General features: G+C 70.1%; 24 protein-coding genes. 2 read left to right on the top strand and 22 right to left on the bottom strand.

Features of this window, described 5'->3' with window-relative positions; all coding sequences use genetic code 11:
- Positions 1 to 162 precede the first annotated feature (162 nt).
- The 13 genes from metK to pyrR all read right to left on the bottom strand — a co-directional run bounded on the left by metK (position 163) and on the right by pyrR (position 14,578).
- Positions 163 to 1,371: a methionine adenosyltransferase gene (gene metK, locus ACIBJG_RS27880; RefSeq protein WP_399311450.1), complete on the bottom strand. Its 1,209-nt coding sequence runs from the start codon at positions 1,369 to 1,371 to the stop codon at positions 163 to 165.
- 239 nt (positions 1,372 to 1,610) lie between these two features.
- Positions 1,611 to 2,813 carry a bifunctional phosphopantothenoylcysteine decarboxylase/phosphopantothenate--cysteine ligase CoaBC gene (coaBC, locus tag ACIBJG_RS27875; protein ID WP_399311448.1) on the bottom strand — a complete coding sequence of 401 codons (1,203 nt, stop codon included), beginning with the start codon at positions 2,811 to 2,813 and terminating at the stop codon, positions 1,611 to 1,613.
- A gap of 147 nt (positions 2,814 to 2,960) precedes the next feature.
- Positions 2,961 to 3,233 (bottom strand): DNA-directed RNA polymerase subunit omega, encoded by a 273-nt coding sequence (rpoZ, locus tag ACIBJG_RS27870; RefSeq protein ID WP_003970369.1) that lies wholly within the window; start codon positions 3,231 to 3,233, stop codon positions 2,961 to 2,963.
- 92 nt (positions 3,234 to 3,325) lie between these two features.
- The gene (gene gmk / locus ACIBJG_RS27865; RefSeq protein WP_399311446.1) at positions 3,326 to 3,943 is read right to left on the bottom strand and encodes a guanylate kinase; all 618 of its coding nucleotides are present in this window, start codon (positions 3,941 to 3,943) and stop codon (positions 3,326 to 3,328) included.
- 38 nt (positions 3,944 to 3,981) lie between these two features.
- Positions 3,982 to 4,305: an integration host factor gene (locus ACIBJG_RS27860; RefSeq protein WP_024490957.1), complete on the bottom strand. Its 324-nt coding sequence runs from the start codon at positions 4,303 to 4,305 to the stop codon at positions 3,982 to 3,984.
- A 245-nt stretch (positions 4,306 to 4,550) separates the two neighbouring features.
- Entirely contained in the window at positions 4,551 to 5,390 is an 840-nt protein-coding gene (gene pyrF, locus ACIBJG_RS27855; RefSeq protein WP_399311444.1) for an orotidine-5'-phosphate decarboxylase, read from the bottom strand.
- Positions 5,387 to 6,496, bottom strand: a complete 1,110-nt coding sequence (locus ACIBJG_RS27850; RefSeq protein ID WP_399311442.1) for a quinone-dependent dihydroorotate dehydrogenase — start codon at positions 6,494 to 6,496, stop codon at positions 5,387 to 5,389. Before ACIBJG_RS27850 ends, pyrF begins: the two co-directional genes overlap by 4 nt.
- A gap of 81 nt (positions 6,497 to 6,577) precedes the next feature.
- Positions 6,578 to 9,886, bottom strand: coding sequence for a carbamoyl-phosphate synthase large subunit (gene carB / locus ACIBJG_RS27845; protein ID WP_399311440.1), 3,309 nt, complete (start codon positions 9,884 to 9,886; stop codon positions 6,578 to 6,580).
- Positions 9,879 to 11,048: a glutamine-hydrolyzing carbamoyl-phosphate synthase small subunit gene (gene carA / locus ACIBJG_RS27840; protein ID WP_399311438.1), complete on the bottom strand. Its 1,170-nt coding sequence runs from the start codon at positions 11,046 to 11,048 to the stop codon at positions 9,879 to 9,881. The genes carB and carA overlap by 8 nt, the downstream gene beginning before the upstream one ends.
- Positions 11,045 to 11,632: a hypothetical protein gene (locus ACIBJG_RS27835; protein ID WP_399311436.1), complete on the bottom strand. Its 588-nt coding sequence runs from the start codon at positions 11,630 to 11,632 to the stop codon at positions 11,045 to 11,047. The genes carA and ACIBJG_RS27835 overlap by 4 nt, the downstream gene beginning before the upstream one ends.
- Positions 11,629 to 12,915 (bottom strand): dihydroorotase, encoded by a 1,287-nt coding sequence (locus ACIBJG_RS27830; RefSeq protein ID WP_399311434.1) that lies wholly within the window; start codon positions 12,913 to 12,915, stop codon positions 11,629 to 11,631. Before ACIBJG_RS27830 ends, ACIBJG_RS27835 begins: the two co-directional genes overlap by 4 nt.
- A 2-nt stretch (positions 12,916 to 12,917) precedes the next feature.
- Positions 12,918 to 13,907, bottom strand: coding sequence for an aspartate carbamoyltransferase catalytic subunit (locus ACIBJG_RS27825; protein WP_399311432.1), 990 nt, complete (start codon positions 13,905 to 13,907; stop codon positions 12,918 to 12,920).
- A gap of 86 nt (positions 13,908 to 13,993) precedes the next feature.
- The gene (pyrR, locus tag ACIBJG_RS27820; RefSeq protein WP_148016313.1) at positions 13,994 to 14,578 is read right to left on the bottom strand and encodes a bifunctional pyr operon transcriptional regulator/uracil phosphoribosyltransferase PyrR; all 585 of its coding nucleotides are present in this window, start codon (positions 14,576 to 14,578) and stop codon (positions 13,994 to 13,996) included.
- A gap of 222 nt (positions 14,579 to 14,800) precedes the next feature.
- Here pyrR and bldD point away from each other — a divergent pair, with 222 nt between their 5' ends.
- A complete protein-coding gene (gene bldD, locus ACIBJG_RS27815) occupies positions 14,801 to 15,301 on the top strand; it encodes a transcriptional regulator BldD (protein ID WP_018103903.1) in 501 nt (166 codons plus the stop codon).
- A gap of 164 nt (positions 15,302 to 15,465) precedes the next feature.
- Here bldD and nusB read toward each other — a convergent pair whose 3' ends face one another.
- The 7 genes from nusB to aroC all read right to left on the bottom strand — a co-directional run bounded on the left by nusB (position 15,466) and on the right by aroC (position 21,995).
- On the bottom strand, positions 15,466 to 15,897 hold the full coding sequence (gene nusB / locus ACIBJG_RS27810; protein ID WP_136318263.1) for a transcription antitermination factor NusB: 432 nt from the start codon (positions 15,895 to 15,897) through the stop codon (positions 15,466 to 15,468).
- A 2-nt stretch (positions 15,898 to 15,899) separates the two neighbouring features.
- Positions 15,900 to 16,466 (bottom strand): elongation factor P, encoded by a 567-nt coding sequence (gene efp / locus ACIBJG_RS27805; RefSeq protein WP_399311431.1) that lies wholly within the window; start codon positions 16,464 to 16,466, stop codon positions 15,900 to 15,902.
- Positions 16,467 to 16,516: 50 nt separating this feature from the next.
- On the bottom strand, positions 16,517 to 17,623 hold the full coding sequence (locus ACIBJG_RS27800) for an aminopeptidase P family protein (RefSeq protein WP_399311429.1): 1,107 nt from the start codon (positions 17,621 to 17,623) through the stop codon (positions 16,517 to 16,519).
- A 104-nt stretch (positions 17,624 to 17,727) separates the two neighbouring features.
- Positions 17,728 to 18,603 (bottom strand): Pro-rich N-terminal domain-containing protein, encoded by an 876-nt coding sequence (locus ACIBJG_RS27795; protein WP_399311428.1) that lies wholly within the window; start codon positions 18,601 to 18,603, stop codon positions 17,728 to 17,730.
- A gap of 142 nt (positions 18,604 to 18,745) precedes the next feature.
- On the bottom strand, positions 18,746 to 19,186 hold the full coding sequence (gene aroQ, locus ACIBJG_RS27790) for a type II 3-dehydroquinate dehydratase (RefSeq protein ID WP_326735100.1): 441 nt from the start codon (positions 19,184 to 19,186) through the stop codon (positions 18,746 to 18,748).
- A complete protein-coding gene (gene aroB / locus ACIBJG_RS27785; RefSeq protein WP_399311426.1) occupies positions 19,183 to 20,814 on the bottom strand; it encodes a 3-dehydroquinate synthase in 1,632 nt (543 codons plus the stop codon). Before aroB ends, aroQ begins: the two co-directional genes overlap by 4 nt.
- Positions 20,811 to 21,995 (bottom strand): chorismate synthase, encoded by a 1,185-nt coding sequence (aroC, locus tag ACIBJG_RS27780; RefSeq protein WP_399311424.1) that lies wholly within the window; start codon positions 21,993 to 21,995, stop codon positions 20,811 to 20,813. The genes aroB and aroC overlap by 4 nt, the downstream gene beginning before the upstream one ends.
- A gap of 285 nt (positions 21,996 to 22,280) precedes the next feature.
- Between aroC and ACIBJG_RS27775 the strand changes: the two genes are divergently transcribed.
- Complete coding sequence (locus tag ACIBJG_RS27775; protein ID WP_399311422.1) at positions 22,281 to 22,688, top strand: acetyltransferase; 408 nt, start codon at positions 22,281 to 22,283, stop codon at positions 22,686 to 22,688.
- Between the two features lie 149 nt (positions 22,689 to 22,837).
- On the opposite strand, the gene ACIBJG_RS27770 is transcribed toward ACIBJG_RS27775, so the two are convergent.
- Both ACIBJG_RS27770 and mltG read right to left on the bottom strand, forming a co-directional pair.
- Complete coding sequence (locus ACIBJG_RS27770; protein ID WP_399311421.1) at positions 22,838 to 23,674, bottom strand: shikimate dehydrogenase; 837 nt, start codon at positions 23,672 to 23,674, stop codon at positions 22,838 to 22,840.
- A complete protein-coding gene (gene mltG / locus ACIBJG_RS27765; protein WP_399311419.1) occupies positions 23,661 to 25,469 on the bottom strand; it encodes an endolytic transglycosylase MltG in 1,809 nt (602 codons plus the stop codon). Before mltG ends, ACIBJG_RS27770 begins: the two co-directional genes overlap by 14 nt.
- Positions 25,470 to 25,480: the final 11 nt, after the last annotated feature.

Here is a 25,480-nt window from a genome sequence, read left to right as displayed (position 1 = left end):
CCAAATTCCTACCAGACACCACTGACAGCCGAGGCCGTCGATGAACCGCGGCCGGGTGGACGGGCCTGCCCGCCCGGGCGCGAACGCGCCGGAGCCCGGACACCGTGACGGCATCCGGGCTCCGGCGAACGTACGACGCCCCGGGAGGGGCGGCCGGCAGACCTACAGGCCCGCGGCCCTGCGCAGCGCTTCCACGCGGTCGGTGCGCTCCCACGTGAAGTCGGGGAGCTCACGGCCGAAGTGGCCGTACGCGGCGGTCTGCGCGTAGATCGGACGCAGCAGGTCGAGGTCGCGGATGATCGCGGCCGGGCGGAGGTCGAAGACCTCGCCGATGGCGTGCTCGATCTTCTCGGTCTCGATCGAGGCGGTGCCGAAGGTCTCGACGAAGAGACCGACCGGCTCGGCCTTGCCGATCGCGTACGCCACCTGCACCTCGCACCGGGCCGCGAGGCCCGCCGCGACGACGTTCTTGGCGACCCAGCGCATCGCGTATGCGGCCGAGCGGTCCACCTTCGACGGGTCCTTGCCCGAGAAGGCGCCGCCACCGTGACGGGCCATGCCGCCGTAGGTGTCGATGATGATCTTGCGGCCGGTCAGACCCGCGTCGCCCATCGGGCCGCCGATCTCGAAACGACCGGTCGGGTTGACCAGCAGGCGGTAGCCGTCGGTGTCGAGCTTGATGCCGTCCTCGATCAGCTGGTTCAGGACGTGCTCGACGACGAACTCGCGGATGTCGGGAGCGAGCAGCGAGTCGAGGTCGATGTCGCTCGCGTGCTGCGAGGAGACGACGACCGTGTCGAGACGGACGGCCTTGTCGCCGTCGTACTCGATGGTCACCTGCGTCTTGCCGTCGGGACGCAGGTACGGGATCGTCCCGTTCTTGCGGACCTCGGACAGCCGGCGCGACAGCCGGTGCGCGAGGTGGATCGGCAGCGGCATCAGCTCGGGCGTCTCGTCGCAGGCGTAGCCGAACATCAGGCCCTGGTCGCCGGCGCCCTGCTTGTCGAGCTCGTCCTCATCGCCTTCGACACGCTTCTCGTACGCGGTGTCGACGCCCTGCGCGATGTCGGGCGACTGCGCGCCGATGGACACCGAGACGCCGCACGAGGCGCCGTCGAAGCCCTTCTTGGAGGAGTCGTAGCCGATCTCCAGGATCTTGTCGCGCACCAACTGTGCGATCGGGGCGTAGGCCTTGGTCGTGACCTCACCCGCAACATGCACCAGACCTGTGGTGATCAAGGTCTCGACGGCGACACGCGACGTCGGGTCCTCGCGCAGGAGTGCATCGAGAATGGTGTCGCTGATCTGGTCAGCGATCTTGTCGGGGTGACCCTCGGTGACGGACTCCGAGGTGAAGAGACGGCGGGACACATCGCTCCCTGGGGTTGCAGCGGCTGCTGGCTGATCATTTGGCGGACGGCCCGGGAGCTGCGCCCGGTACGAACCTGGACCAGTTTATCGGTCGGCTCCGGCTGTCGGACAACGTGTCTCGCCCTTTGGGAGATCTGTGACATGCGGCACCGCCACCCGGAGGCCCGCAAACTCCGCCCCTGCGCCCGCACCGCCCGTGCCGCAAGGGGTCGGGCCGCCGGAAAGGCGACACGAGATATTCACCCGAGACGCGCCGACACGAGATCCCAGACCGTGTCGGCGAGCGCTTCCTTCGGCCCGTAGGGCACCGGGGTCTCGCTCCCGTCGGCCGCAAGCACCACCGCCTCGTTCTCCTCCGAGCCGAAGGTCTTGCGCTCCCCCACCTCGTTGACCACGAGCAGGTCGCAGCCCTTGCGCAGGAGCTTCTCCCGGCCGTTGGCGAGGACGTTGTCGGTCTCGGCGGCGAATCCGACGACGACCTGTCCCGGCGCGGCGCGGTCGGCCGCCACCTCGGCGAGGATGTCGGGATTGCGTACGAGGGTGAGGGGGGCGGGCTCCTGGCCGTCCTTCTTCTTGATCTTCCCCGTCACGTACTCGGCCGGACGGAAGTCGGCGACCGCCGCCGCCATCACCACGACGTCGGCGTCCGCCGCCGCCTTCAGCACGGCCTCGCGCAACTGCACCGCGGTGCCGACGCGGACGATGTCGGCGCCGGACGGATCGGGCAGTCCGGTGTTGGCCTCGACGAGCGTGACGCGGGCACCGCGGGCGACGGCGGTGCGGGCGAGCGCGTATCCCTGCTTGCCGGAGGAACGGTTGCCGAGGTAGCGGACCGGGTCGAGCGGCTCACGGGTGCCGCCCGCGCTGATCACCACGTGCCTGCCGGTCAGGTCGGGGGCGAGAGGGCCGCGAACCAGGACGCGGCGGCAGACCTCGAAGATCTCCGCCGGGTCGGGCAGCCGGCCCTTGCCGGTGTCGACGCCGGTGAGGCGCCCGACGGCGGGCTCGATGACGACGGCGCCCCGGCGCCGCAGGGTCGCGACGTTCTCCTGGGTGGCCGGGTGCTCCCACATCTCCGTGTGCATGGCGGGCGCGAAGACGACCGGACAGCGGGCGGTGAGCAGGGTGTTGGTGAGCAGGTCGTCGGCCAGGCCGTGGGCCGCCTTGGCGAGCATGTCGGCGGTGGCGGGGGCGACGACGACGAGGTCGGCGTGCTGTCCGATCCGCACGTGCGGGACCTCGTGGACGTCGTTCCAGACCTCGGTGGAGACGGGGTGACCGGAGAGTGCCGACCATGTGGCGGCGCCCACGAAGTGGAGCGAGGCCTCGGTCGGGACGACCCGTACGTCGTGTCCCGACTCGGTCAGTCGGCGCAGCAGCTCGCACGCCTTGTACGCGGCGATGCCCCCGCTGACCCCCAGGACGACCTTCGGCTTGTCCACTGCGTCTCCCCGCACTCGGATACGTACGCGCTCCGTACATCCCCCATGCTGCCTCACCGCCGCCCGCGCGGGTCCGTCGCCCCGGGACACACCACAGGCCCGGCGGTCGTGACCGCCGGGCCTGTGGTGAAGGTGCGTTTTTCCTGCTTACTGCGCGGGGCCCTCGATGGCCTCGGAGGTGAGCAGGCCCGCGTTGATCTCGCGGAGCGCGATCGAGAGCGGCTTCTCGTGGACGTGGGTGTCGACGAGCGGACCGACGTACTCGAGGAGTCCCTCACCGAGCTGCGAGTAGTACGCGTTGATCTGGCGCGCGCGCTTGGCGGCGTAGATCACGAGGCTGTACTTCGAGTCGGTTGCTTCGAGGAGCTCATCAATCGGCGGGTTGATGATGCCCTCGGGCGTGGTGATGGAAGAGGACACTCTCTGCCTTCCGAAGGGGGTGAAGATCAAAGAAATCTTTGACGATCAGGGGCTTTGTGGCCGGTGCCCCCGCGTCGGTGCGTTCATGATGCTCATTCGCCGCCGGCACGGTGGCCGGAAGCCTCCAGCATCAATTCTAGCAGCTCACGTGCCACGTCCTCGACGGAGGTGTTGACGAGCGTCGTATCGAACTCGGATTCGGCGGCCAGTTCGACCTTCGCCGCGCCGAGACGGCGCTCGATCACGTCGGGCGCCTCGGTGCCCCGGCCGGTGAGCCGGCGCACCAGTTCGTCCCAGCTCGGCGGCGCGAGGAAGACCAGCTGGGCGTCCGCCATGGACTGCCGGACCAGCCGGGCGCCCTGGAGGTCGATCTCCAGCAGCACCGGCTCACCGGCCTCCAGCCGCTCCTGCACGGCACGCCGCGGCGTGCCGTAGCGGTTACCGGCGAACTCGGCCCACTCCAGCAGCTCGCCGTTGGCGATGAGCTTGTCGAACTCCTCGTTGTCCACGAAGAAGTAGTGGACGCCGTTGCGTTCGCCGGGGCGGGGCTTACGGGTCGTCGCCGACACCGAGAGCCATACCTCGGGGTGGACCTTGCGCATATGCGCGACGACCGTGCTCTTGCCGACCCCCGAGGGGCCGGAGAGCACGGTCAGCCGCGGACGTACGTCCGGGGGTACGGGGGACGTCCCCCGGGATGTTGCAACCATGGGGCGATTATCCCGGTTCTCAGGAGTGCCTGAGACCGTCAGGCGGGACTGCCGCCGAACTCACGCTCCAGGGATGCGATCTGGTTGGAGCCAAGACCCCGGACCCGGCGGCTCTCGGAGATGCCGAGCCGCTCCATGATCTGCTTGGCGCGGACCTTGCCCACGCCGGGCAGGGACTCCAGCAGGGCGGAGACCTTCATCTTGCCGATGACGTCGTTCTCCTGGCCCGACTTGATGACCTCGTGGAGGGAGGCGCCGGAGTGCTTGAGTCGATTCTTGACCTCGGCCCGCTCCCGGCGAGCCGCGGCGGCCTTTTCGAGCGCGGCTGCGCGCTGTTCAGGGGTAAGGGGCGGAAGAGCCACGCCTACGTCACCTCGGATGTCGATCTGTCGGATACGGACCGGTGAGGCAACGGGATCGTCCCTCACCTGGTGAGCCGCGAACAACCTGTGCTCGTTGGCTCTCGACGGAGACTAGCGGCCAGGACCGCCGGAGTCAGCGAGAACAGACGAAAAGTCCTGGTCAGCCTTAGCCGACCAGGACATTCCTGGCATAAGTACCGAGATTTTTGGTCAGGATTCCGTCAACAGGCTGTTACGTGACAGTGTCAGCCGTCCGAGACGGCCGCGCGGACCTCGTCCGCGAACCTCTCGGCGGCTTCGCGCAGCCCTGACGCGTCCGGACCGTGGCGCAGCACGCCCCGGCTCACGCTGGGCACCACGTTGCCGACCGCGTCACCGAAGACGCCCGGCAGATCCGCGGGCGTGGCGCCCTGGGCACCGATGCCGGGCGCGAGCAGCGGGCCGTTGATCGCGAGGTTCACCCCCGCGTCCCCGAGCGTCGCACCGACGACCGCGCCGACCGAGCCGAGCGGGGTTGCCCCCTCGTTCTCGGCGGCCATGTGGTCGAGCATCACCTGGGCCAGCGAACGGCCGTCGGCCGCGGTGGCGCGCTGCACCTCGGCGCCCTCCGGGTTCGAGGTGAGGGCCAGCACGAAGACGCCCGAGCCGGAGATGGCGGCCGCGTCGAGCGCCGGCCGCAGCGAGCCGAAGCCGAGGTACGGCGAGACCGTGACCGCGTCGGAGTAGAGCGGCGAGTCCTTGTCCAGGTAGGTGGCGGCGTAGGCGTCCATCGTGGAGCCGATGTCGCCGCGCTTGGCGTCCATCAGGACCAGCGCGCCGGCCGCCCTGGCCTCCTCGACGGCCTTCTCCAGTACGGCGACGCCGCGCGAGCCGAACCGCTCGAAGAACGCGGACTGCGGCTTGAGCACGGCCACCCGGTCGGCCAGCGCCTCGACGACCGTACGGGTGAAGCGCTCCAGGCCCGCGACGTCGTCGCCGAGCCCCCAGGAGCTCAGCAGGGAGGCGTGCGGGTCGATGCCGACGCAGAGCGGTCCACGGGTGTCCATGGCGTGGCGCAGACGTGCGCCGAAGGGTTCCTGGGTCATTTCGCGGCCTTCCGGGTTTCCGCGCCGACCGCGTCGGCGAGGGTGGCGTACGGGGAGGCGGCCAGGCGCGCGGCCAGGCCCTTGTGGATCGCGCGGGCGTAGAACGGGCCCTCGTAGATGAAGGCGCTGTAGCCCTGGACGAGCGTGGCGCCGGCGAGGATGCGCTGCCAGGCGTCCTCGGCGTTCTCGATGCCGCCGACGCCCACCAGGGTGATCCGGGTCCCCACGCGCGCGTACAGGCGGCCCAGGACCTCCAGGGAGCGCTCCTTGAGGGGCGCGCCGGACAGTCCGCCGGTCTCCTTGACCAGAGTGGCCGGTGACTTCAGCCCGAGGCCCTCGCGGGCGATGGTGGTGTTGGTGGCGATGATGCCGTCCAGACCCAGTTCGACGGCGAGGTCGGCGACGGCGTCGACGTCCTCGTCCGCGAGGTCGGGGGCGATCTTGACCAGGAGCGGCACCCGGCGGGCGGTGACGGTCCGGTCGGCCGCCTCGCGCACGGCGGTCAGCAGCGGGCGCAGCGACTCGGTGGCCTGGAGGTTGCGCAGGCCGGGGGTGTTGGGCGAGGAGACGTTGACGACGAGGTAGTCGGCGTGCGCGGCGAGGCGCTCGGTGGACTTCACGTAGTCGGCGGTGGCGTCGGCCTCGGGGACGACCTTGGTCTTGCCGATGTTGACGCCGACGGTGGTCCGGAAGACCGGGTTGCGGGCGGCCAGACGCGCGGCGACGGCGGCGGAGCCCTCATTGTTGAAGCCCATGCGGTTGATGAGCGCACGGTCGGCGACGAGGCGGAAGAGCCGCTTCTTGGGGTTGCCGGGCTGCGGCTCGCCGGTGACGGTGCCGATCTCGACGTGGTCGAAGCCGAGCATCGCCATGCCGTCGATCGCGACGGCGTTCTTGTCGAAGCCCGCGGCGAGGCCGAAGGGGCCGTGCATCCGCAGGCCGAGGGCCTCGGTGCGCAGCTCCTTGTGGCGGGGGGCGAGCGCGGCGGCGACGAAGGTGCGCAGGACGGGGACGCGGGCGGCCAGGCGGATCCAGCGGAAGGCGGCGTAGTGGGCGCGCTCCGGGTCCATGCGCTTGAAGACCAGCTGGAAGAAGAGTTTGTACATCGGGTGTCCTCGGTGTTCTCGCGAAGCGTCGGTGGTCTCGCGAAGAGGGGGACACCGTTTCCGGTGTCCCCCTCTGGGCTGCTAGTCGCGAGCTGCGGTCAGATGCTCCGCGTGTTCCTGGAGGGAACGTACGCCGACGTCTCCGTGGTTGAGTGCGTCGATGCCCTGGACGGCCGCGGCGAGCGCCTGGACCGTGGTCAGGCACGGCACGGACCGGGCGACGGCAGCGGTGCGGATCTCGTAGCCGTCGAGCCGGCCGCCGGTCCCGTACGGCGTGTTGACGATGAGGTCGACCTCGCCGTCGTGGATGAGCTGGACGATCGTCTTCTCGCCGTTCGGGCCTTCGCCCTCGGACTGCTTGCGCACGACGGTCGCGTTGATCCCGTTGCGCTTGAGCACCTCGGCGGTGCCGGAGGTGGCCATCAGCTCGAAGCCGTGGGCGACCAGCTCGCGGGCGGGGAAGATCATCGTCCGCTTGTCGCGGTTGGCGACCGAGATGAAGGCGCGGCCCTTGGTGGGCAGCGGGCCGTAGGCGCCCGCCTGCGACTTGGCGTACGCCGTGCCGAAGACGGAGTCGATGCCCATGACCTCACCGGTGGAACGCATCTCCGGGCCCAGCACCGTGTCGACGCCACGCCCGTGGACGTCGCGGAAGCGCGACCACGGCATGACGGCCTCCTTGACGGAGATCGGCGCGTCGAGCGGCAGGGTGCCGCCGTCGCCGTGCTTGGGCAGCAGGCCCTCCGCGCGCAGCTCCGCGACGGTCGCGCCCAGCGAGATGCGGGCGGCGGCCTTCGCGAGCGGCACCGCGGTCGCCTTCGAGGTGAAGGGGACGGTGCGGGAGGCGCGCGGGTTGGCTTCGAGGACGTAGAGGATGTCGCCGGAGAGCGCGAACTGGATGTTGATCAGTCCGCGGACGCCGACGCCCTTGGCGATGGACTCGGTGGACGCCCGCAGCCGCTTGATGTCGTAGCCGCCGAGGGTGATCGGGGGCAGGGCGCAGGCGGAGTCCCCGGAGTGGATACCGGCCTCCTCGATGTGCTCCATGACGCCGCCGAGGTAGAGCTCGGTGCCGTCGTAGAGCGCGTCGACGTCGATCTCGATGGCGTCGTCGAGGAAGCGGTCGACCAGGACCGGCCGGGTGGGGCTGATCTCGGTGGACTCGGCGATGTACGAGGAGAGCCGGGTCTCGTCGTACACGATCTCCATGCCGCGGCCGCCGAGGACGTAGGACGGACGGACGAGGACGGGGTAGCCGATCTCGTCCGCGATGGCCTTGGCCTCGGCGAAGGTGGTGGCGGTGCCGTGCTTCGGGGCGGGCAGGCCGGCCTCGGCGAGCACGCGGCCGAAGGCGCCGCGGTCCTCGGCGGCGTGGATCGCCTCCGGGGGCGTACCCACGATGGGCACACCGTTGTCCTTGAGCGCCTGCGCCAGGCCCAGCGGGGTCTGGCCGCCGAGCTGGACGATGACACCGGCGATCGGGCCCGCGAGGGACTCCGCGTGCACGATCTCCAGCACGTCCTCGAGCGTCAGCGGCTCGAAGTACAGGCGGTCGGAGGTGTCGTAGTCCGTGGAGACCGTCTCCGGGTTGCAGTTGACCATCACGGTCTCGTAGCCCGCGTCGCTCAGGGCGAAGGAGGCGTGCACGCAGGAGTAGTCGAACTCGATGCCCTGGCCGATGCGGTTGGGGCCGGAGCCGAGGATGATCACCGCGGGCTTGGTGCGGGACGCGACCTCGCTCTCCTCGTCGTAGGAGGAGTAGAAGTACGGCGTGTTCGCGGCGAACTCGGCTGCACAGGTGTCGACCGTCTTGTAGACCGGGCGGATGCCGAGCGCGTGCCGCACCTCGCGGACGACGTCCTCGCGCAGGCCGCGGATCTCGGCGATCTGGACGTCCGAGAAGCCGTGCCGCTTGGCGTCGGCCAGCAGCTCGGGCACGAGCTTGTCGGCGGCGGCCAGCTCGTCGGCGATCTCCTTGATCAGGAAGAGCTGGTCGACGAACCAGGGGTCGATCTTCGTGGCGTCGAAGACCTCCTCCTGGGTGGCGCCGGCCCGGATCGCCTGCATGACGGTGTTGATCCGGCCGTCGGTGGGACGGACGGCCTCGGCCAGCAGCTCCGCCTTGTCGCCGGGCTCGCCGGTGAAGGCGAACTGCGAACCCTTCTTCTCCAGCGAGCGCAGCGCCTTCTGCAGCGCCTCGGTGAAGTTCCGGCCGATCGCCATGGCCTCGCCCACCGACTTCATGGTGGTGGTGAGGGTGGAGTCGGCGGAGGGGAACTTCTCGAAGGCAAAGCGCGGGGCCTTGACCACGACGTAGTCGAGGGTCGGCTCGAAGGAGGCCGGCGTCTTCTCGGTGATGTCGTTCGGGATCTCGTCCAGCGTGTAGCCGACGGCCAGCTTGGCGGCGATCTTGGCGATCGGGAAGCCGGTCGCCTTGGAGGCGAGCGCCGAGGAGCGGGAGACGCGGGGGTTCATCTCGATCACGATGACGCGGCCGTCGACCGGGTCGATGGCGAACTGGATGTTGCAGCCGCCGGTGTCGACGCCGACCTCGCGGATGATCGCGATGCCGATGTCACGGAGCCGCTGGTACTCGCGGTCGGTGAGGGTCATCGACGGGGCGACGGTGATCGAGTCACCCGTGTGGACGCCCATCGGGTCGAAGTTCTCGATGGAGCAGACGACCACGACGTTGTCGTTCTTGTCGCGCATCAGCTCCAGCTCGTACTCCTTCCAGCCGAGGATGGACTCCTCCAGGAGCACCTCGGTGGTCGGGGAGAGCGTGAGGCCCTGTCCCGCGATGCGGCGCAGCTCCTCCTCGTCGTGGGCGAAGCCGGAGCCGGCGCCGCCCATGGTGAAGGAGGGGCGGACGACGACGGGGTAGCCGCCGAGGGTGTCGACGCCCTTGATGATGTCGTCCATGGTGTGGCAGATGACGGACCGGGCGGACTCGCCGTAGCCGATCTTGGCCTTGACGGCCTCGACGACACCCTTGAAGAGCTCGCGGTCCTCGCCCTTGTTGATGGCCTCGACGTTGGCGCCGATGAGCTCGACGCCGTACTTCTCCAGGACACCGTTCTCGTGCATCGAGATCGCGGTGTTGAGGGCGGTCTGGCCACCCAGGGTCGGGAGCAGCGCGTCGGGGCGCTCCTTGGCGATGATCTTCTCGACGAACTCGGGCGTGATCGGCTCGACGTACGTGGCGTCGGCGATCTCCGGGTCGGTCATGATCGTCGCCGGGTTGGAGTTCACCAGGATGACGCGCAGGCCCTCGGCCTTGAGGACGCGGCACGCCTGGGTGCCGGAGTAGTCGAACTCGGCGGCCTGGCCGATGACGATCGGACCGGAGCCGATGACCAGGACGGACTGGATATCGGAGCGCTTAGGCACGCTGGCCCTCCATCAGGGAAACGAAGCGGTCGAAGAGGTACGCGGCGTCGTGCGGGCCGGCAGCTGCTTCGGGGTGGTACTGGACGCTGAAGGCCGGCCGGTCGAGGAGCTGGAGGCCCTCGACGACCTGGTCGTTCAGGCAGACGTGGGAGACCTCGGCGCGCCCGTAGGCGGTGTCGGAGACCTTGTCGAGCGGGGCGTCGACGGCGAAGCCGTGGTTGTGCGCGGTGACCTCGACCTTGCCGGTCGAGCGGTCCTGCACGGGCTGGTTGATGCCGCGGTGGCCGTACTTCAGCTTGTACGTGCCGAAGCCGAGTGCGCGGCCCAGGATCTGGTTGCCGAAGCAGATGCCGAAGAGCGGGGTCTGCCGCTCCAGGACGCCCTGCATGACGGAGACGGGGTGGTCGGCGGTGGACGGGTCGCCGGGGCCGTTGGAGAAGAAGACGCCGTCGGGCTGCACCGCGTACACCTCCTCCAGGGTGGCGGTGGCGGGCAGGACGTGCACCTCGATGCCGCGCTCGGCCATCCGGTGCGGGGTCATGCCCTTGATGCCGAGGTCGATCGCGGCGACGGTGAACTTCGCGCTCCCGATGGGCAGGGCTTCGCCGCCGGGGCCGATCGCGGGGACGACGTACGTCTCCTTGGTGGCGACCTCGGCGGAGAGGTCGGCGCCGTTCATCTCGGGGGCCTGGCGCACCCGGGCGAGCAGCGTGCCCTCGTCGGCGATCGCGTTGCCGGAGAAGATGCCGACGCGCATCGCGCCGCGCTCGCGCAGGTGGCGGGTGAGGGCGCGGGTGTCGATGCCGCTGATGCCGACGACGCCCTGGCTCGCGAGCTCCTCGTCCAGGGAGCGGCGGGAACGCCAGTTGGAGGGCACCCGCGCGGGGTCGCGCACGACGTAGCCGGCAACCCAGATCCGCTTCGACTCGGGGTCCTCGTCGTTCACCCCGGTGTTCCCGACGTGCGGGGCGGTCATCACGACGACCTGGCGGTGGTACGAGGGGTCGGTCAGCGTTTCCTGGTAGCCGGTCATACCGGTGGAGAACACGGCCTCACCGAAGGTCTCCCCCACAGCCCCGTAGGCGCGGCCGCGGAAGGCGCGGCCGTCCTCCAGGACGAGTACGGCGGGAGCTTTGGCTGCTCCCCGGGTGGAGATCGTCATCGTGCGGTGCCTTCCGTAGTGCTGGTGAGGTGGTTGACGGCTTCGACCCAGGCGGCGTGTTCGGCCGAGTGGTCGGAGCGGAAGCCGGAGTCGATCAGCTGGTCGCCGAGCGCCCAGGTAATGACCAGCAGGCCGCCCTCGGGCAGGACCTTGCCCGCGAGGGCCTTGTCGGTCCTGGCTTCGCGCAGGTCCGCGGCGGGGACGAAGAAGTCCGTCGCGCCGGGCCGTACGACATCGAGGCCCTGCTCGGTGAGGGCGAGCTCGACGCGGCTGCGGGTGCCGAGGCCGTGGGCGACGATGCGGTCGAGCCACTGCCCGGCCGTCGTCGAGGCGTGGTAGCGCCCGGTCAGCGTGAGCAGCTTCTCGCCGTCCGGGAAGCCGACCGGGGTGGTCGCGAGGTCGGGGAGATCCGACTGGAGGCTGCCGCGCCACTTCCATCCCTGGCGCATCAGCCAGTAGACGAGGGCGATGAGGACGGCCAGTCCGATCACCCAGCTGATGCGGGCGGACCAGTCGGTGACCTCCGCCGACTTCTGCTCGGCGGCCAGTCGGTACAGCTGGTGGGTGGGGCTGAGTGATGTCACGCGAGTTTCCCGTCGACGACCGTGGCACGGCCCCGCAGGAAGGTGTGGGTCACTCGGCCCGGCAGCTCGCGCCCCTCGTAGGGGGTGTTGCGGCTGCGGGAGGCGAAGCCCGCGGGGTCCACGACTCCACGGTATGCCGGATCGACCAGGGTGAGGTTGGCGGGCTCGCCCTCCGAGACGGGCCGGCCGTGTCCGTCGAGGCGGCCGATGGCGGCGGGGCGGAACGACATCCGGTCGGCGACGACGGCCCAGTCGATCAGACCGGTCTCCACCATCGTCTGCTGGACGACGGAGAGCGCTGTCTCCAGGCCCACCATGCCCATGGCGGCCGCGGCCCACTCGCAGTCCTTGTCCTCGTGCGGGTGCGGGGCGTGGTCGGTGGCGACGCAGTCGATGGTGCCGTCGGCGAGGGCCTCACGCAGGGCCATGACGTCGGCCTCGGTGCGCAGCGGCGGGTTCACCTTGTAGACCGGGTTGTAGGACCGTACGAGCTCGTCGGTGAGGAGCAGGTGGTGCGGGGTGACCTCGGCCGTGACGTTCCAGCCCTTGGACTTGGCCCAGCGGACGATCTCGACGGAGCCGGCGGTCGACAGGTGGCAGATGTGCACCCGGGAGTCGACGTGGGCCGCGAGCAGCACGTCACGGGCGATGATCGACTCCTCGGCGACGGCGGGCCAGCCGCCGAGGCCGAGCTCGGCCGAGACGATGCCCTCGTTCATCTGGGCGCCCTCGGTGAGGCGGGGCTCCTGGGCGTGCTGGGCGACGACCCCGTCGAACGCCTTCACGTACTCCAGGGCGCGGCGCATGATCACCGCGTCGTCGACGCACTTGCCGTCGTCGGAGAAGACCTTCACTCCGGCGGCCGAATCGTGCATGGCGCCGAGTTCGGCGAGCTGCTTGCCCTCCAGGCCGACGGTGACGGCGCCGATGGGCTGCACGTCGCAGTAGCCGGACTCCTTGCCGAGCCGCCAGACCTGCTCGACGACTCCTGCGGTGTCGGCGACCGGGAAGGTGTTGGCCATGGCGTGCACGGCGGTGAAGCCGCCGACCGCGGCGGCCTTGGTGCCGGTCAGGACGGTCTCGGAGTCCTCGCGGCCGGGCTCGCGCAGGTGGGTGTGGAGGTCGACCAGACCGGGCAGCAGGATCTGGCCCGCCGCCTCGATCACGGTGGCGTCGCCGGCGTCGAGCCCGGTGCCGACCGCCGCGATGCTCTCGCCGTCGATGAGGACGTCCTGGGGCTCGCCGCCGAGGACCTTCGCGCCGCGGATAAGGATCTTGCTCATGGTTACTTGTTCTCCTCGGTACGGGCGGCGGTGGCGGTGGGGGCGGCGGGCTCGGAGCCGCCGAGCAGCAGGTAGAGCACGGCCATGCGGATCGAGACGCCGTTGGCGACCTGCTCGACGACCGTGCACCGGTCGGAGTCGGCGACCTCGGCGGTGATCTCCATGCCGCGGACCATCGGGCCGGGGTGCATGACGATGGCGTGCTCGGGCATCTTCGCCATCCGCTCGCCGTTCAGGCCGTAGCGGCGTGAGTACTCGCGCTCGGTCGGGAAGTAGGCGGCGTTCATCCGCTCACGCTGCACACGAAGCATCATCACAGCGTCCGACTTCGGCAGCACCTCGTCGAGGCTGTAGCTGATGTCGCAGGGCCACTGCTCGACGCCGACGGGGACCAGGGTGGGCGGGGCCACGAGGGTGACGTGGGCGCCGAGGGTGGTCAGCAGGTGGACGTTGGAGCGGGCGACACGGCTGTGCAGGATGTCGCCGACGATCGTGATCCGGCGGCCGTCGAGGTCCTTGCCGAGTCCGGTGTCGGCCCCGACCAGCCTGCGGCGCATGGTGAAGGCGTCGAGGAGGGCCTGGGTGGGGTGCTCGTGCGTGCCGTCGCCGGCGTTGACGACCGCGCCGTCGATCCAGCCGGAGGTGGCCAGGCGGTACGGGGCTCCGGAGGCGCCGTGCCGGATGACGACGGCGTCGGCGCCCATCGCCTCCAGGGTGAGGGCGGTGTCCTTGAGCGACTCACCCTTGGAGACCGAGGAGCCCTTGGCGGAGAAGTTGATGACGTCGGCGGACAGCCGCTTGGCGGCCGCCTCGAAGGAGATGCGGGTACGCGTCGAGTCCTCGAAGAAGAGGTTGACGACGGTTCGGCCGCGCAGGGTCGGGAGCTTCTTGATCGGCCGGTCCGCGACCCGGGCCATCTCCTCGGCGGTGTCGAGGATCAGGACGGCGTCGTCGCGGGTGAGGTCGGCGGCCGAGATGAGGTGGCGCTTCATCTGGGTGTTCTCCGGGTGGCTGGAGGATTCAGGCGTGCGGGCGTGCGGAAGCCGTCGTACGGCGGGTGGGCCGTACGGGAGGACAGCTAGCGCTCGACCGCCGGGGCGGCCTGCTCGACCCCGAGCAGCACGGCGTCGCGGCCGTCCTCCTCGGCGAGCTGGACCTTGACCGTCTCCCGCAGCGACGTGGGGAGGTTCTTGCCGACGTAGTCGGCACGGATCGGGAGTTCGCGGTGTCCGCGGTCGACGAGGACCGCGAGCTGCACCGCGCGGGGCCGGCCGATGTCGCCGAGCGCGTCGAGTGCGGCGCGGATCGTGCGGCCGGAGAAGAGGACGTCGTCGACGAGGACGACCAGGCGGCCCTCGATGCCCTCGCCGGGGATCTCGGTGCGGGCCAGGGCGCGTGCGGGGCGCATCCGCAGGTCGTCGCGGTACATGGTGATGTCGAGCGATCCGACCGGCATCTTGCGGCCGGTGATCTCTTCGAGCTTGTCGGCGAGCCGGCGGGCGAGGAAGACGCCCCGGGTCGGGATGCCGAGAAGCACCACATCGTCGGCGCCCTTGGCGCGTTCGACGATCTCGTGGGCGATGCGGGTCAGTACTCGGGCGATGTCGGGAGCCTCGAGAACGGGGCGTGCCGCATTGCCGGTGGCGTCGTGCTGTGCGTCCATAAGAAACGGACCTCCTTCTCCGCCTCTCTGGACGGATCTTAAAGGACGTCGAAATTGCGTCATCCACGTTACCAGGGCCTGAGCAGGCCCCTTGCCCCCACCCCCGGGAGGTACCGGTCCGGACCATTCAGCTTGACGCACCCAAGTAACGCTGCGTAACCTCACAGTGAGTTACCAGCCACGCGGCGGAGCCGCACAATGTTCCAGCGTCCGGGGAGCCTTATGTCCAGCGAATACGCAAAACAGCTCGGGGCCAAGCTCCGCGCCATCCGCACCCAGCAGGGCCTCTCCCTCCACGGCGTGGAGGAGAAGTCCCAGGGCCGCTGGAAGGCCGTCGTGGTCGGCTCGTACGAGCGCGGTGACCGTGCCGTGACCGTGCAGCGCCTTGCCGAGCTGGCCGACTTCTACGGCGTTCCGGTGCAGGAGCTCCTGCCCGGCACGACGCCCGGCGGGGCTGCCGAGCCGCCGCCGAAGCTCGTTCTCCAGCTCGAGCGCCTCGCCCACGTCCCGCCGGAGAAGGCCGGGCCCCTGCAGCGCTACGCGGCGACGATCCAGAGCCAGCGCGGCGACTACAACGGCAAGGTGCTGTCGATCCGCCAGGACGACCTGCGCACGCTGGCCGTGATCTACGACCAGTCGCCGTCCGTGCTCACGGAGCAGCTGATCAGCTGGGGCGTCCTGGACGCCGACGCGCGCCGCGCGGTCGCTCACGACGAGGGCTGACCACCCCAGCAGAAACGTACCGCCGGGTCGGCGGGGCCCTTTCCGGGCGCCCCGCCGGACCCGGCGTTTCCGTTTTCCGGGCCGTCCTCGCAGACGGCCCGAGCATGCCGAAGGGCCCACGGTCGTCCGACCGTGGGCCCTTCGGCGGCAGAACACCGCCGGGGTTACTGCTCCCGGCGAAGGTTCGGCTTGAGGTCCTTGAAACGGGCCAGCAGGCCGTTCACGAAGGACGGGGATTCGTCGGTGGAGAACTCCTTGGCGATCTGCACCGCTTCGTCGATCACCACCGCGTCCGGCGTCGCGTCCACCCAGATCAGCTCGTACGCACCGAGCCGCAGGATGTTCCGGTCGACGACCGGCATGCGGTCGATCTCCCAGTCCACGGCGTAGGTGACGATGAGGTCGTCGATGCGGTCCGCGTACTGTGCGTACCCCTCGACGAGCTCCATCGTGTACTCGGTGACCGGCGGCTGACGGGTGTCGGACCGCGAGTGCCGGACCCAGTCCGCGAGGACCGTCTGCACGGACTCACCGCGCTGGTCGGCCTCGAAGAGGATCTGGAAGGCTCGCTTGCGGGCCGTATTCCGGGCAGCCACGGTTAGCCGTTCACCCGGCCGAGGTAATCGCCCGTGCGGGTGTCGACCTTGATCTTCTCACCGGTGGTGATGAAGAGGGGGACACCGATCTCGTAGCCGGTCTCCAGCGTGGCGGGCTTGGTGCCACCGGTGGACCGGTCGCCCTGGACGCCCGGGTCCGTGTGCTGGATGGTCAGCTCGACCGCGGCAGGCAGCTCGACGTAGAGCACCTCGCCCTCGTGCTGGGCGACGGAGGCGGTGAAGCCCTCGATCAGGTAGTTGGCAGCCTTGCCAACGGCCTTGCGGTCGACCATCAGCTGGTCGTAGGTGTTCATGTCCATGAAGACGAAGTACTCGCCGTCCATGTACGAGAACTGCATGTCGCGCCGGTCAATGGTGGCCGTTTCGACCTTCACGCCGGCGTTGAACGTCTTGTCGACGACCTTGCCGGAGAGCACGTTCTTGAGCTTGGTGCGCACGAAGGCCGGGCCCTTGCCGGGCTTGACGTGCTGGAACTCGACGACGGACCAGAGCTGGCCTCCGTCGAGCTTGAGCACCAGGCCGTTCTTGAGGTCGTTCGTGGAAGCCACGGTTGCGGAATCTCCTGGACTGAAGCTGGTGGAACGACCGAGGATGCGCGCTAGAGCGCGAGCAGCTCCTTGGTCGTAATGGTGAGTAGCTCGGGTCCGCCGTCCGCCTCGGGGCGCACGACGAGCGTGTCATCGATCCGGACTCCGCCCCGGCCCGGGAGGTGGACCCCCGGTTCGACGGTGACCGGCACACAAGCGTCCAGTTTACCCATGGCTGCAGGTGCCAGCTGCGGGTCCTCGTCGATTTCGAGCCCCACCCCGTGCCCGGTCCGGGGTGCGAGGCCCTCACCATGGCCCGCGGACTCCAGGACATGACGGGCCGCACGGTCCACATCACGGTAGGCGGCGCCGGGCACCAGCGCCTCACGTCCGGCCCGCTGAGCGGCGAAAACCAGGTCGTAGAGCTCGATCTGCCACTCGGCCGGCGCCGTCCCGATGACGAAGGTGCGGCCGATCTCGCACCGGTAGCCGCGGTAGTTGGCGCCGAGGCAGACGGAGAGAAAATCTCCTTCCTCGACCCGTCGGTCCGAGGGGCGGTGACGCCCCCGGCCCGAGTTGGGGCCGGTGGCGACGGACGTCGCGAAGGCGGGGCCGTCGGCACCGTGGTCCACCAGCCGGCGTTCCAGTTCGAGGGCGAGATGCCGCTCCGTACGGCCGACCAGAATCGATTCGAGGAGTTCGCCCAGCGCATGGTCGGTGATCTCGGCGGCGATCCGCAGACAGCCGATCTCCTCCTCGTCCTTGACGATGCGCAGCTGCTCGACGTTGGCTCCGAGATCGGCCAGCCGGAGCTTCGGGGCGACCGAGGCCATGGCCCGGTGCCGGGCGACGGTCAGGTCGTGTTCCTCGACGGCCAGGGACTCCGCCCCGCCCGCGGTGGCCAGATCCGCGGCGGCGACCACGGGATCACCGCCGGACACCGGCAGGAGGTCCACCCGGAGCTGTTCGTCGGTGCGCCCGTCGGCCGGATCACCGGTCGGGGGGCGCGGGCAGAGCAGGACGTCCTCGTCGGGGCCGAGCAGCAGCACGGCGCCCGGGGGCGCTCCGCCCGCCAGGTAGCGGACATTGGCGGGGCGGGAGACCAGAGCGGCCGCGGATCCGACGGCGGCGCACCGGTCGCGGAGCAGCCCGCGGCGGACGGCGTACACCTCTGACATGCGTCGAGCGTACGAGCGCGGGCGCGGGCCCGCCCGGCCAGCGCACCCGACCGGGCGGTCGTCCCCCGGCCCTCAGCCGGCGGGCGGCCCCGCCGGCCGGCGGCTCACCAGGCCGGGGGGCTGGCGAGGGAGCGGGCGAGTATGTCGTCCAGGACGCGGGCGGTGGTCTCCACGTCGTACGTGGAGTTGTCGATGATCGGCAGGCCGGAGCCGTACCAGCCGGCCATCCGGCCGTGGATCCGGGCGACCTCCTCGTCGGAGAGACGGCGGTTGCCGCTGCGGGCGGCGTTGCGCTCCAGGACGATCTCCAGGCCCGGCAGCAGGACGACGGGCAGCAGGCCGGGGCCGACGTGGCGCTTCCAGCCGCCGAGGCCGACCACGGGCCGGTCCGGGAAGACGGCGTCGTCGAGGATGCAGGAGATGCCGTTGGCCAGGAAGTTGCGGGCCGCGAAGCCGCAGGTACGGCGGGCCAGGCGGTACTGGGCCTCCGACTGGTCGTTCCACCCCGCCTGCGGGTCGGCGAAGCCGGAGCAGACCCACTCGCGGACGTCGTCGAGGCTGACGTGGGCGGTGGGGACTCGGCGGCGGGCCGCCCAGAGCTTGGCCACCGTGGTCTTCCCGGCGCCTGCCGGGCCGATCAGGAGCACGGCGAGGGTCGCGTTGCCCGTGCCGGGCCCGGCGGGCGGTGCGGGCAGCGGTACGGGCCCGCCCGGCGGCAGCTGGATGTGCCCGGTGGTCTCCCGGGAGACCGGGGCGGGGGCCTGGTGCGGCGCCGGCCCCGTCCAGCCCTGGCCCTGCGGCGCGGGAGGTGCCGGGGGCGGTGGACCCGGGTGACCGGCCTGAGGCGGGACGGGCGGGCCGGCGGGCCCGGGGACCGGTGGGCCCGGGTGACCGGGGTGCTGGGCCTGGTGCGACCAGCCGACGGGCCCGTTCCCGGGTCCCTGGGGCGGCGGCAGCGGGGCCCCCACTGCGTGCTGCATCCGGTGGCACTCCGTCTCGTACAGGCAACTGGCGCTGGTGGAACGGCAACCGTACCTTCCCCGGCCGCTACGGAGGGAACGGCCGGGGAGGGTCCACAGTGCCCCGTCGGCCAGTCGGCTTTCCGGTGCGTGCGGCGGTGCGTCAGTCGGTCAGCTCGTCCGCGAGCGCGCGCAGGGCGAGCCGGTAGGAGCCGATGCCGAATCCGGCCACGGTCCCGGTGGCGACCGGTGCGACCACGGAGTTGTGGCGGAATTCCTCGCGCGCGTACGGGTTCGAGATGTGGACCTCGATCAGCGGAGCGGTGCGCTGGGCGGCCGCGTCCCGCATCCCGTACGAGTAGTGCGTGAAGGCTCCCGGGTTCAGAACGACCGGAATTGAACCGTCCGCGGCCTCGTGGAGCCAGCGGATCAGCTCCCCCTCGTCGTTGGTCTCCCGCACGTCGACGTCGAAGCCGAGCTCCTTGCCGAGGGTGCGGCAGGTGTCGACGAGTCCGGCGTACGAAGTCGCCCCGTAGACATCGGGTTCCCGGGAGCCGAGCCGGCCGAGGTTGGGCCCGTTGAGGACGAAGACCCGGCGGGTCACGCCGAGACCTCCCCGTAGGCGGCGAGCAGGACGGCCGGGTCGGGACCCTCCAGGACGGTGGGCTTGCCGAGACCGTCCAGGACGATGAAGCGCAGCAGGTTGCCGCGGGACTTCTTGTCGACCTTCATGTTCTCCAGCAGCTTGGGCCACTGGTCGCCGCGGTAGGTGAGCGGCAGCCCGACCGACTCCAGGACGGTGCGGTGCCGGTCGGCGGTGGCGTCGTCCAGGCGTCCGGCGAGGCGGCCCAGTTCGGCGGCGAAGACCATGCCGATGGAGACGGCGGCGCCGTGGCGCCACTTGTAGCGCTCGTTCTTCTCGATCGCGTGGGCCAGCGTGTGCCCGTAGTTGAGGATCTCGCGGAGTCCGGACTCCTTGAGGTCGCTGGAGACGACCTCGGCCTTGACCCGGATGGCCCGCTCGATGAGCTCCGAGGTGTGCGGTCCGGCGGGTGTGCGCGCGCCCTGCGGGTCCGCCTCGACGAGGTCGAGGATCACCGGGTCGGCGATGAAGCCGGCCTTGATGATCTCCGCCATGCCGGAGACGTAGTCGTTGACCGGCAGCGAGTCCAGCGCGGCCAGGTCGCAGAGCACCCCGGCCGGCGGGTGGAAGGCGCCGACGAGGTTCTTGCCCTCGGCGGTGTTGATGCCGGTCTTGCCGCCGACGGCCGCGTCGACCATGCCGAGCACGGTCGTGGGGACGGCGATCCAGCGCACCCCGCGCAGCCAGGAGGCGGCGACGAAGCCGGCGACGTCCGTGGTGGCGCCACCGCCGATGCCGACGATGACGTCGCTGCGGGTGAAACCGGTCTGGCCGAGCGCCTTCCAGCAGTAGGCGGCGACCTCGACGGTCTTGGCCTCCTCGGCGTTCGGCAGCTGGATCGCGATGGCCTCGTAGCCCTGGTCTGCGAGGTCCTGGCGGACGGCCTCGCCGGTCTCGGCGAGCGCCTCCGGGTGCAGGACCGCGACGCGCTGGGCGCGCTCGCCGATGAGCGAGGGCAGCTCCGCGAGGAGTTGCCGGCCGATCAGCACCTCGTACGGGTCGGTGCCCGCGCTGCCGGCGATCTGGATGCGGGTGGGGGCCTGCTCGGTCATCGTTGTGTTCTCCCGGCCGGACGGTGCGTCCGGCAGCTCCAGTGCGTCGAGGACCGCCTGGGCGACCTCTTCCGGTGTGCGTTCGTCGGTCGCGACGACCGCGCGGGCCACCTCCGTGTAGAGGTGGCGGCGGGCCTCCATGAGCTCGCGCCACTGCCGGCGCGGGTTCACGGCGAGCAGCGGGCGAGCGGTGTTGAGCCCGACGCGCTTGACGGCCTCGTCGACGTCCATCGAGAGGTAGACCACGGCGTGATCGGCGAGCAGGGCGCGCGTCGCCTCGTCGAGGACGGCTCCGCCGCCGAGCGAGAGAACTCCCCCGTGCTCGGCGACCGCGGCCCGGACAGCCCGCCGCTCCAGCTCGCGGAAATGATCCTCGCCCTCGTCGTAGAAGATCTCGGAGATGGGCTTGCCGGCCGTGGCCACGACATCGGCGTCGGTGTCCCGGTAGCCGGTGCCCAGCCGGGCGGCGAGCAGCTCGCCGACCGTGGACTTGCCGACGCCCATCGGCCCGACCAGGACGATCAGCGGGCCGCTCATCGGATCTGGAGGTGGTCGAGGTACGACTGGACGTTGCGGTGGGTCTCGGCGACGCTGTCGCCGCCGAACTTCTCCGCGACCGCGTCGGCGAGGACCAGCGCGACCATCGCCTCGGCGACGATGCCTGCCGCCGGAACGGCACAGACATCGGAGCGCTGGTGGTGTGCCTTGGCGGGTTCACCGGTCACCACATCGACCGTGGCCAGTGCGCGCGGCACCGTCGCGATCGGCTTCATCGCGGCTCGGACGCGCAGCAGCTCACCGGTGGTCAGACCGCCCTCGGTGCCACCCGCGCGGCCGGAGGCGCGCTTGATGCCGTCCTCGGTCACCAGAATCTCGTCGTGCGCCTGCGATCCGGGCACCCGGGCGAGGTCGAAGCCGTCACCGACCTCGACGCCCTTGATGGCCTGGATGCCCATGAGGGCTGCGGCGAGGCGGGCGTCGAGCCTGCGGTCCCAGTGCACGTGCGAACCGAGGCCGACCGGCACTCCGTACGCCAGCACCTCGACGACGCCGCCGAGCGTGTCGCCGTCCTTGTGGGCCTGGTCGATCTCGGCGACCATCTGCTTGCTCGCGTCGGCATCGAGGCAGCGCACCGGGTCGGCGTCGAGCTTCTCGACGTCGGCGGGAACGGGGTAGACCCCGTACGGCGCCTTCGCGGCGGCCAGCTCGACGACATGGCTGACGATCTCGATGCCGGCCGTCTCCTTGAGGTACGACCGGGCGACGGCGCCGAGGGCGACACGGGCCGCGGTCTCCCGGGCGCTGGCGCGCTCCAGGATCGGCCGGGCCTCGTCGAACCCGTACTTCTGCATACCGGCGAGGTCGGCGTGGCCGGGCCGGGGACGGGTCAGCGGGGCGTTACGGGCCTGGGCGGCCAGCACGTCGGGGTCGACCGGGTCGGCCGACATGACCTGCTCCCACTTGGGCCACTCGGTGTTGCCCACCATCACGGCGACGGGCGAGCCCATGGTCAGGCCGTGCCGCACCCCGCCGAGAAAAGTGACCTCGTCCTTCTCGAACTTCATCCGGGCGCCGCGCCCGTATCCGAGCCGTCGCCTGGCGAGCGCGTCCGCCACCATCTCCGTGGTGACGGGGATACCGGCGGGAAGACCCTCCAGCGTCGCCACCAGTGCGGGGCCGTGCGACTCTCCGGCGGTCAGCCAGCGCAACCTGCTCAACGGTGCTCCTCATGCTCGCGCCTGTAACTGCAACGGCGCGACCGGGTGCGCGGCCCTGGCCCGCCGCCCCCGATCCTCCCACGCTCGTCGGCCACTCCTGCCCGGCGTCCACGTTGCGGACCGCCGTCGGAACCGGTCACAGACCGCCGACAGCGTCTGAAAACCACCTTGCGTGACCTTCACATGATCTTTACCGTCCAGCTTGACCGAGCACATGCCGTCTGAGAACTGGTGAATCCAAGCATCATGCGATCCTTGATACGCGTTCTCGTAACACTCTGTGCGGTGCTGGGGCTCAGCCTCACCTTCACCCCGGCCGCGCAGGCCGCGACCAGCAACCCGGCCTCCGTATGCGGATCGGGTTACTACGTGCAGTCCTCCCACGGAGTCGGCGTGTACTTCGAAGGCTCCGGCCCGCAGGCGGTCGCATACCTCCTCTACAACGCCTCTACCGGCTACAACTGCGCCGTGACAGTCCTGGTGGGCGACCGCTCCGGCCTGTACGTGGGCGCAGGCATCCGCACACAGGACGGTTCCTGGGTGAAGGACACCGGTAACTACTCCTCCTACGCCGGACCGGTGCGGGTAAAAGCCAGCGGCAAGTGCGTCCAGTACTGGGGCACGACCAACTGGTGGAGTGCTAACACCCGCTATAACGACGTGTACACCAGTCCGCTGGGCTGGTGTGGCTAGCAACCCCGTCCGTCGTTGCACGTGGGTGAGGGGGCCAACGGAACGATCCGTTGGCCCCCTCACTTACGCGCAACGAGTGCAACTTCAGCCCAGACCATCCGCCCCGCCGCCGGTCCAGCAGACGGACGGACGGCGGGCCGGGAGTGCCCTCAGCGGGCGGCCAGAGCCTGTTCGCCGGCGTGGCGCATGGCGACCAGCGGCGCGGGCGAGCGGCCCGTCATCTGCTCGACCTGAAGGACGGCCTGGTGCACCAGCAGGTCAAGACCTCCGACGACTGCACCGCCACGGCTCGCCCAGGCGGAGGCGAGTCCGGTGGGCCAGGGCTCGTACAGCACGTCGAAGAGCGTGCCGGGGTGCTCCGGTACGGCGTCCGTCAGCCCGTCCGTCGCTCCGGCCGGTGTCGTCGCGATAATCAGCGGGGCGTGCAGTGCCTGCTCGGCCTCGGCCCAGTCCGCGATGTGCACATCGACCCCGAGCCGCTCGCCCCAGCCGCGCATCTCGTCACCGCGCTCGCGGCTGCGGACGTAGGCCGTCACCGGTCCCGTACAGATCTGCGAGAGCGCGGCGAGCGCGGACGAGGCGGTGGCTCCGGCGCCGAGTACGGCGGCGGATTCGGTCTTCTCGACGCCGCGCTCGCGCAGGGCGGCGATCATGCCGGGGATATCCGTGTTGTCGCCGGTGCGTCGGCCGTCATCGGTGAGGACGACCGTGTTCACGGCCTCGACGGAGGCCGCGGTCTCGCTGACGGAGTCCAGCAGGGGGATGATCGCCCTCTTCAGCGGCATGGTGAGGGAGAGCCCGGCCCAGGAGGAGTCCAGCCCCCCGACGAATCCGGACAGTGCCTGCTCGTCGATCTCGAACCGGTCGTACGACCAGTCGTCGAGGCCCAGCTCCGCGTACGCGGCCCGGTGCAGGACCGGGGAGAGCGAGTGGGCGATGGGCGAGCCGAGGACGGCTGCCCGGTGGCGCCCGTCAGTTGAGGTCATGCATTTCCTTGAACTTCTCGTTGAGCTTCTCGTGCTCTGCGACCGTCTTGGTGAACTGAGTCTTCTTGCCGTCGAGCGAAATGAAGAACATCCACCCGCTGGCAGTGGGACTGATCGTCGCGCGCAGGGCTTCGTCCCCGGGGTTACCGATGGGCCCGGGCGGAAGACCGGCGTGGTAGTAGGTGTTGTAGGGATCCGGATTGGTCCGGATCTCGTTCGACCTGATCTTGATCTCGCTCTGGTTCTTGAGGTAATTGAACGCCGAGTCGAATTCGAGCTTGCGGTTTGTGGCCACATTGTCAGGCTTCAGGCGGTTGTAGACGACTTCGGCCATCTTGCGGAAGTCTTCGTGCGTGAGGCCCTCCGCCTGGACCAGGCTGGCCACAGTAAGGACCTGCCACGGACCGTCCAGCTTGTACTTCTTGGCGGCCGCTTCGAGGTCGAGGTCCTTGTATTCCTCGTTTGACCTGGAGACCATCTTCTTGAGAATTGCCTCGGGCTTGGTTTCCTTCGTCACCGGGTACGCCGCCGGGTAGAGGAATCCTTCCAGCGGATCCTTGATGTCCTCGTTCTTGCCGACCCAATCGGGCAGGCCCAGATCAGACTTCTTGGACTTGGCAATGCCCTGGGTCGTGCCCTTCTTGAGACCCAGCTTCTTATCGACCATCGCGTAGACACCCACATTGCGGGTTCCCTCGGGAATCACCAGCAGGTTCTGACTCTTCGGGTCGACCATCATCTTCACGGCCTCGGACGCCGACATCTCCGAGTGGAGGAGATAGACCCCGGCCTGGATCGACTTCCCCTTGGGGTTCTCGTTCTGCGCGGAGACGAACGCGTCGACGCTCTTGACGACGCCGGCCTTCTTCAGGATGTTGCCGATGTCGTACCCGTACGAGCCCTTCGGGATCTCCACCTCGACGGACCCCGAGCCGCTGCCCGCGTAGTCGGGGGCCGAGCCGAACTTGTCCTTGTAGAACGAGTAGCCCACGTAGCCCACTCCGCCGAGGCCGCCGGCCAGGACGAGGGAGACGACCAGGCAGGCGCAGCCGCTGCGCCCCTTCTTCTTCTTGCCCTTGCCGCGGCGCTCGCCGTCGCCGTTCCCGCGGCGGGAGTCACGCGAGTCCTCGTCGTAGTCGTCGTCCTTGGCTTCGCCGTCGTCCGCGCCCGTGAAGAACGGGTGGGTCTCCTCCGGCTGGACCTCGGGGTCCCAGTCCGGGTTCTGCGCGGGAGCCTGTGCGGGTGCCGCCTCACGGCGGCCCGGAGGCTGCGGCGGCGGGTAAGCCTCAGGGGTGCCGTAGTAGTCGTTCGTCTCGCCGTAGCCGTACGGAGCGGCGGCCTGGCCCTCGTACGGCATCGCGGCTGGCTGCTGACCGGTGTCCCAGCCGCCGTTGTAGGGAGGCTGCTGGGCGTGCGGGTCCTGCTGCTGGGCGTATGAGGGCTGCTGCTGGGCGTGCGGGTCCTGCTGCTGGGTGTACGAGGGCTGCTGCTGGCCGTACGGGTCCTGCTGCGTGCCGTACGGGGGCTGCTGCTGATACTGCGGCTGCTGCTGCGCGTACGGATCCTGCTGGTGCTGCTGCTGCGCGTACGGGTCCTGTTGCTGCTGCTGCGCATAGGGGTCCTGCTGCTGGGCATACGGGTCCTGCGACTGCTGCTGGGCGTACGGATCCTGCTGCTGGCCGCCGTACTGACTCTGGCCGTGGGCAGGCTGCTGGCCTCCCCATCCCTGGTCCCCAAACAAGGGGTCCTCGGGATGCCACGGTTCGGAGCCGGGGCCCCGGCCATACTCAGTCATCGATCCCCTTG

It is taken from the genome of Streptomyces sp. NPDC050422, assembly GCF_044458665.1.
Taxonomy (GTDB): Bacteria; Actinomycetota; Actinomycetes; order Streptomycetales; family Streptomycetaceae; genus Streptomyces.
Note: the sequence above shows the minus strand (reverse complement) of the source record. Positions and strands in the feature narration are given on the sequence as shown.